We start from the raw sequence: 5130 nt of genomic DNA on the forward strand, positions 1-5130 counted from the left end.
AAACGCCGGACGGTCTGTTGCGCCTTTTCCGAAACCACCGGACGGGCTGCTGTGCCTTGTCCTCAAACGCCGGACGGGCTGATTTCAGCCCGTCCGGCGTTTGAGGACGACGCGACTACTTGCGGACGGGAATCGACGTAAAGGTCGGCGCCGGCGCCGGGTCCACGAAGAAGTCGTTGCCCTTGTCGTCCACGACGATGAACGCCGGGAAGTCCTCGACCTCGATCTTCCAGACGGCCTCCATGCCGAGCTCCTCGTACTCGACGACCTCGACCTTCTTGATGCAGTCCTGGGCCAGGCGCGCGGCCGGGCCGCCGATCGAGCCGAGGTAGAAGCCGCCGTGCGTGCCGCACGCGTCGGTGACCTGCTTGCTGCGGTTGCCCTTGGCCAGCATGACCTTGGAGCCGCCCGCGGCCTGGAACTGCTCGACGTAGGAGTCCATGCGGCCGGCCGTCGTCGGGCCGAAGGAGCCGGAGGCGTAGCCCTCGGGGGTCTTGGCGGGGCCGGCGTAGTAGACCGGGTGGTCCTTGAGGTACTGCGGCATCTCCTCGCCCGCGTCCAGTCGCTCCTTGATCTTCGCGTGGGCGATGTCGCGGGCGACGACCAGCGGACCGCTCAGCGAGAGGCGGGTCTTGACCGGGTACTTGGTGAGCTCGGCGAGGATCTCGTCCATCGGGCGGTTGAGGTCGATGCGCACGACGTCGCCGTCCGCCTCAAGATGCTCGTCCGTGGTCTCCGGCAGGAAGCGCGCCGGGTCCCGCTCCAGCTGCTCCAGGAAGACGCCCTCGGCGGTGATCTTCGCGACGGCCTGGCGGTCGGCGGAGCAGGACACCGCGATGGCGACCGGGCAGGAGGCGCCGTGGCGCGGCAGGCGGACGACGCGGACGTCGTGGCAGAAGTACTTGCCGCCGAACTGCGCGCCGATGCCGATCTTCTGCGTGAGCTCGAAGACCTTCTCCTCCAGCTCCTTGTCACGGAAGCCGTGGCCGAGCGGGGAGCCCTCCTCGGGCAGCTCGTCGAGGTAGTGCGCGGAGGCGTACTTGGCGGTCTTCAGCGCGTACTCGGCGGAGGTGCCGCCGACGACGATCGCCAGGTGGTACGGCGGGCAGGCGGCCGTGCCGAGCGAACGGATCTTCTCCTCCAGGAACTTCATCATGGAGGCCTCGTTGAGGACCGCCTTGGTCTCCTGGAAGAGGAAGGACTTGTTGGCCGAGCCGCCGCCCTTGGCCATGAAGAGGAACTTGTACGCGTCGCCGTCGGTCGCGTAGAGCTCGATCTGCGCGGGGAGGTTGGAGCCGGTGTTCTTCTCCTCCCACATGGTGATCGGAGCCATCTGCGAGTAGCGCAGGTTGAGCTGGGTGTAGGCGTCGAAGATGCCGTGCGAGAGGGCCTTGGCGTCCTCGCCCTCGGTGAGCACGTTCTGTCCGCGCTTGCCCATGACGATCGCCGTGCCGGTGTCCTGGCACATCGGGAGCACGCCGGCGGCGGCGATGTTGGCGTTCTTCAGCAGGTCGAGGGCGACGAAGCGGTCGTTCGGGGACGCCTCGGGGTCGTCGAGGATCTTGCGCAGCTGGGCCAGGTGGGACGGGCGCAGGTAGTGGGAGATGTCGTGCATCGCCTCGGCGGCGAGCTTGCGCAGCGCCTCCGGCTCGACCTTGAGGAAGGTACGGCCGTCGGCCTCGAAGGTGGAGACACCCTCGGAGGTGATCAGGCGGTACTCGGTGTTGTCCTCGCCCTGGGGCAGCAGGTCGGTATAGGCGAACTCAGGCATGGAAGCCATTCCTCACTCGGCAGACGGCTGTGCGCCGGCATCCTCGACGGCACGGAAACAGCGTAGAACCAGGATGAGCCGGTCAGGAGGTGAGGTAAGACTCACCTGTCGCCCGGGACCCCTGCCACTGTCGCGATCTATCGCGTTTCGCTACGCTGCCTCCGTGGACGACTCATCCCCGCGCACCGCCGACTCCCTGCGGGCCTCCGACGCGGACCGCGACCGTACGGCCGGCATCCTGCGCGACGCGCTGGCCGAGGGGCGGCTCACCCCCGAGGAGCACACCGAGCGGACCGACGCGGTGTATGCCGCCAGGACGCTCGGCGAGCTGGCGCCGCTGGTGCGCGATCTGCCCGCCGGGCGCGGACACGCCGCCGCTCACGCGTCCATGCGCCCGTCCGGTGCTTCCGTGCGCCCCGTCCCGGCCGCCCCGGAGAACCTCGTCGCCGTGTTCGGTGGTGCCATGCGCCGCGGCCGCTGGCGGCCGAGGGCGCGGACGAACGCGTTCGCGCTGTTCGGTGGCGTCGAGATCGACCTGACCGAGGCCTACTTCGAGCAGCGCGAGATCGTCGTCAACGCCTGGGCGGTCTTCGGCGGCGTGGAGATCAGGGTGCCGGAGAACATCACGCTGCGGGGCACCGGTTCGGGCGTCTTCGGCGGCTTCGACGTACGGACCGGTGAGGCCGCGGACCCGGGCGCTCCGGTCGTCGTGGTCACGGGCTTCGCGGTGTTCGGCGGCGTGGAGGCGAAGCCCCGCAAGGGCCGCCGGCTGAAGAACCTCCTGGCGGTCAACTGACCGTCGCGGCGCGGTAACCGAGAGCATTCCGGTCATGGCAACGGTGTGAATAAGCTCGCGCACAGCGGGTAAAGCTTGGTGCATCGTCTCTCGTACGGCTGCGGGTGCGAATGGCCGTGCGCGTCGAGACGGGCAAAGGTGACTCAACCGGCCGAGCAAAGCCGTCGTCAGGAGTAGACCGTGCTGCTACCGCATCAGCCCCTGCAGGAAGCCGCCGTACCGTCCCAGCGGATTTCCGCTCGGGAACAGGCCGGCCCCTGGCATTCGGAGGCGGTGTGCCGCCGGGATGAAGCCGGGCTCTTCTTCGCACCATCAAAGGAGCCGACCGCCGCCCGGCTTTCCCGGGAGGAGGCGGCGAAACGCGTCTGCGCCCGCTGCCCCGTCATGGTCGAGTGCCGCGAGCACGCCCTGCTCCAGCCCGAGCCCTACGGCGTCTGGGGCGGGCTGACGGCCGCCGAACGCCGGGTCGTGCTCGCGCGGCGCCGGCGGCGCGAGGCGGAACTGCAGCGCTCCACACGCATCGCGGCCGCGGGCTGATCCCCGCGGCTTCGCTGTCTTTCGAAGCTGTCCTTCGAAGCGGTCTTCCGAACCGTACGGGCCGGGCCCTGCCGTCGATCACGGCAGGGCCCGGCCCGTCGGTGTCCCCGGTCGGCCCGGGGGCGTCGTTCTACGGTCAGCTGGGGCGCTCGAAGTCGATCGCGCTGTAGGCGCGCAGCTTCGACAGCCGGTGCTCGGAGTCGATCAGGCGGATCGTGCCGGACTTGGAGCGCATCACCAGCGACTGGGTCGTCGCCGTCTCGGCGCGGTAGCGCACGCCGCGCAGCAGCTCGCCGTCCGTGATGCCGGTGGCGACGAAGAACACGTCCTCGCCGCTGACCAGGTCGTCCGTGCACAGCACGCGGTCCAGGTCGTGGCCCGCGTCGAGGGCCCGCTGCCGCTCCTCGGCGTCCTTCGGCCACAGCCGGGCCTGGATCGTGCCGCCCAGGCACTTCATCGCGCAGGCCGCGATGATGCCCTCCGGCGTGCCGCCGATGCCCAGCAGCAGGTCCACGCCGGTGCCCTCGCGGGCGGCCATGATGGCGCCGGCCACGTCGCCGTCGGAGATGAACTTGATCCGGGCGCCCGCCTCGCGGATCTCCTTGACCAGGCCGTCGTGCCGGGGGCGGTCCAGGACGACGACGGTGACGTCCTCGACGGCGGAGCGCTTCGCCTTGGCGATGCGCCGGATGTTCACCGCGACCGGCGCGGTGATGTCGACGAAGTCGGCGGCCTCCGGGCCGGTGACCAGCTTGTCCATGTAGAACACGGCGGACGGGTCGAACATCGTGCCGCGCTCGGCGACGGCCAGCACGGAGACGGCGTTGGCCATGCCCTTGGCGGTCAGCGTCGTGCCGTCCACGGGGTCCACGGCCACGTCGCACTCCGCGCCCGTCCCGTCGCCGACCCGCTCGCCGTTGTAGAGCATGGGCGCGTTGTCCTTCTCGCCCTCACCGATCACGACGACGCCGTTCATCGACACCGTGTGGATCAGCGCGCGCATGGCCCGTACGGCGGCACCGTCCGCGCCGTTCTTGTCCCCGCGGCCCACCCAGCGGCCCGAGGCCATGGCGCCGGCCTCGGCGACCCGGACGAGCTCCAGCGCGAGGTTGCGGTCGGGTGCCTCGGGGCTGACCTTGAGCGGGGACGGCAGATGATGATCAGTCATCGGGGCGGACCTTTCTCTACGGCGACGGCCGTGGGGTCCCTCCGGTGGCCCGTGGGCCGGGAGGGTGAGGGTGCCCATGACTTTATCGGTTGATTGCGAGAGTGAGCAGAGTGCCCCACGCATGAGCGCCGTCAGTGCCCCATCAGGTCGTCGCCAAGAGTCGCCGTCAAGATCGGAAACGGCATGGGGGACGATAGGGACGTGGCAGGTAGGAATCCCAAGGCGCAGACGATTCGGAACATGGTGCTGGCGATGGCCGTGGTGATCCCCGTGGCGGGCATCAGCTACGTCTTCATCCCGCACGAGGGAAGCGGTGACCCCGTCAGGACGGTCGGCTACCGGGTGGAGCTGGACACGGCCCGCCGTGCCGCCCCCTACGCCGTGGCCGCCCCCGAGGGGCTGGACGACGGCTGGCGGGCGACCTCCGTCTCGTACAAGGCGCGCAGCGACCAGGGCGCGGTCTGGCACCTGGGCTTCCTCGACCCGCAGCGGCAGTACGTGGCGGTCGAGCAGACCGACGGCTCGGCCCGCGCCTTCGTCGAGAGCGTCAGCCAGGGCGCCGAGAAGACCCACACGACGCAGAAGGCCGGCGGCGCCACCTGGCAGCGCTACGAGGGCCCGAAGTACAACGCGCTGGTGCGCGAGGAGCGCGGGGTGACCACGGTCGTCACCGGCACGGCCTCGTACGAGCGGCTGGGCGAGATGGCCGGGGCGCTCAAGGCGGAGAAGGGCTCCGCGAAGCGGTGAGTCATCGGGCGACGACGGCGGGGGGGGGGGGGGGGGGGGGGGGGGGGGGGGGGGGTGGGGTGGGGGGGGGGGGGGGGGGGGGGGGGGGGGGGGGGGGGGGGGGGGGGGGGG

At 70.5% G+C, this 5130-nt stretch carries 5 protein-coding genes; 3 read left to right on the forward strand and 2 right to left on the reverse strand.

Annotated features, from left to right (window positions below):
* Positions 1–115: 115 nt before the first annotated feature.
* Complete coding sequence (locus AC07BS_RS35090; RefSeq protein WP_478642988.1) at positions 116–1771, reverse strand: fumarate hydratase; 1656 nt, start codon at positions 1769–1771, stop codon at positions 116–118.
* A 73-nt stretch (positions 1772–1844) separates the two neighbouring features.
* Here AC07BS_RS35090 and AC07BS_RS35095 point away from each other — a divergent pair, with 73 nt between their 5' ends.
* Positions 1845–2567, forward strand: coding sequence for a DUF1707 SHOCT-like domain-containing protein (locus AC07BS_RS35095; RefSeq protein ID WP_478642985.1), 723 nt, complete (start codon positions 1845–1847; stop codon positions 2565–2567).
* A 180-nt stretch (positions 2568–2747) separates the two neighbouring features.
* Positions 2748–3104, forward strand: a complete 357-nt coding sequence (locus AC07BS_RS35100; RefSeq protein ID WP_207247897.1) for a WhiB family transcriptional regulator — start codon at positions 2748–2750, stop codon at positions 3102–3104.
* 136 nt (positions 3105–3240) lie between these two features.
* Here the strand turns inward: AC07BS_RS35100 and glpX are convergent, their stop codons facing one another.
* On the reverse strand, positions 3241–4272 hold the full coding sequence (glpX, locus tag AC07BS_RS35105; RefSeq protein ID WP_478642982.1) for a class II fructose-bisphosphatase: 1032 nt from the start codon (positions 4270–4272) through the stop codon (positions 3241–3243).
* Positions 4273–4473: 201 nt separating this feature from the next.
* On the opposite strand from glpX, the gene AC07BS_RS35110 reads away from it, so the two are divergent.
* Positions 4474–5019, forward strand: coding sequence for a DUF4245 domain-containing protein (locus AC07BS_RS35110; RefSeq protein WP_478642979.1), 546 nt, complete (start codon positions 4474–4476; stop codon positions 5017–5019).
* The last annotated feature ends 111 nt before the right edge of the window (positions 5020–5130 follow it).

The sequence above is a fragment of the Streptomyces sp. NPDC044063 genome, from assembly GCF_056434285.1.

Excerpts from the sequence above, each read along its gene's own strand:
- AC07BS_RS35090 (WP_478642988.1), bottom strand. The coding sequence starts at position 1,771 with ATGCCTGAGTTCGCCTATACCGACCTGCTGCCCCAGGGCGAGGACAAC.
- AC07BS_RS35095 (WP_478642985.1), top strand. The coding sequence starts at position 1,845 with ATGAGCCGGTCAGGAGGTGAGGTAAGACTCACCTGTCGCCCGGGACCC.
- glpX (WP_478642982.1), bottom strand. The coding sequence starts at position 4,272 with ATGACTGATCATCATCTGCCGTCCCCGCTCAAGGTCAGCCCCGAGGCA.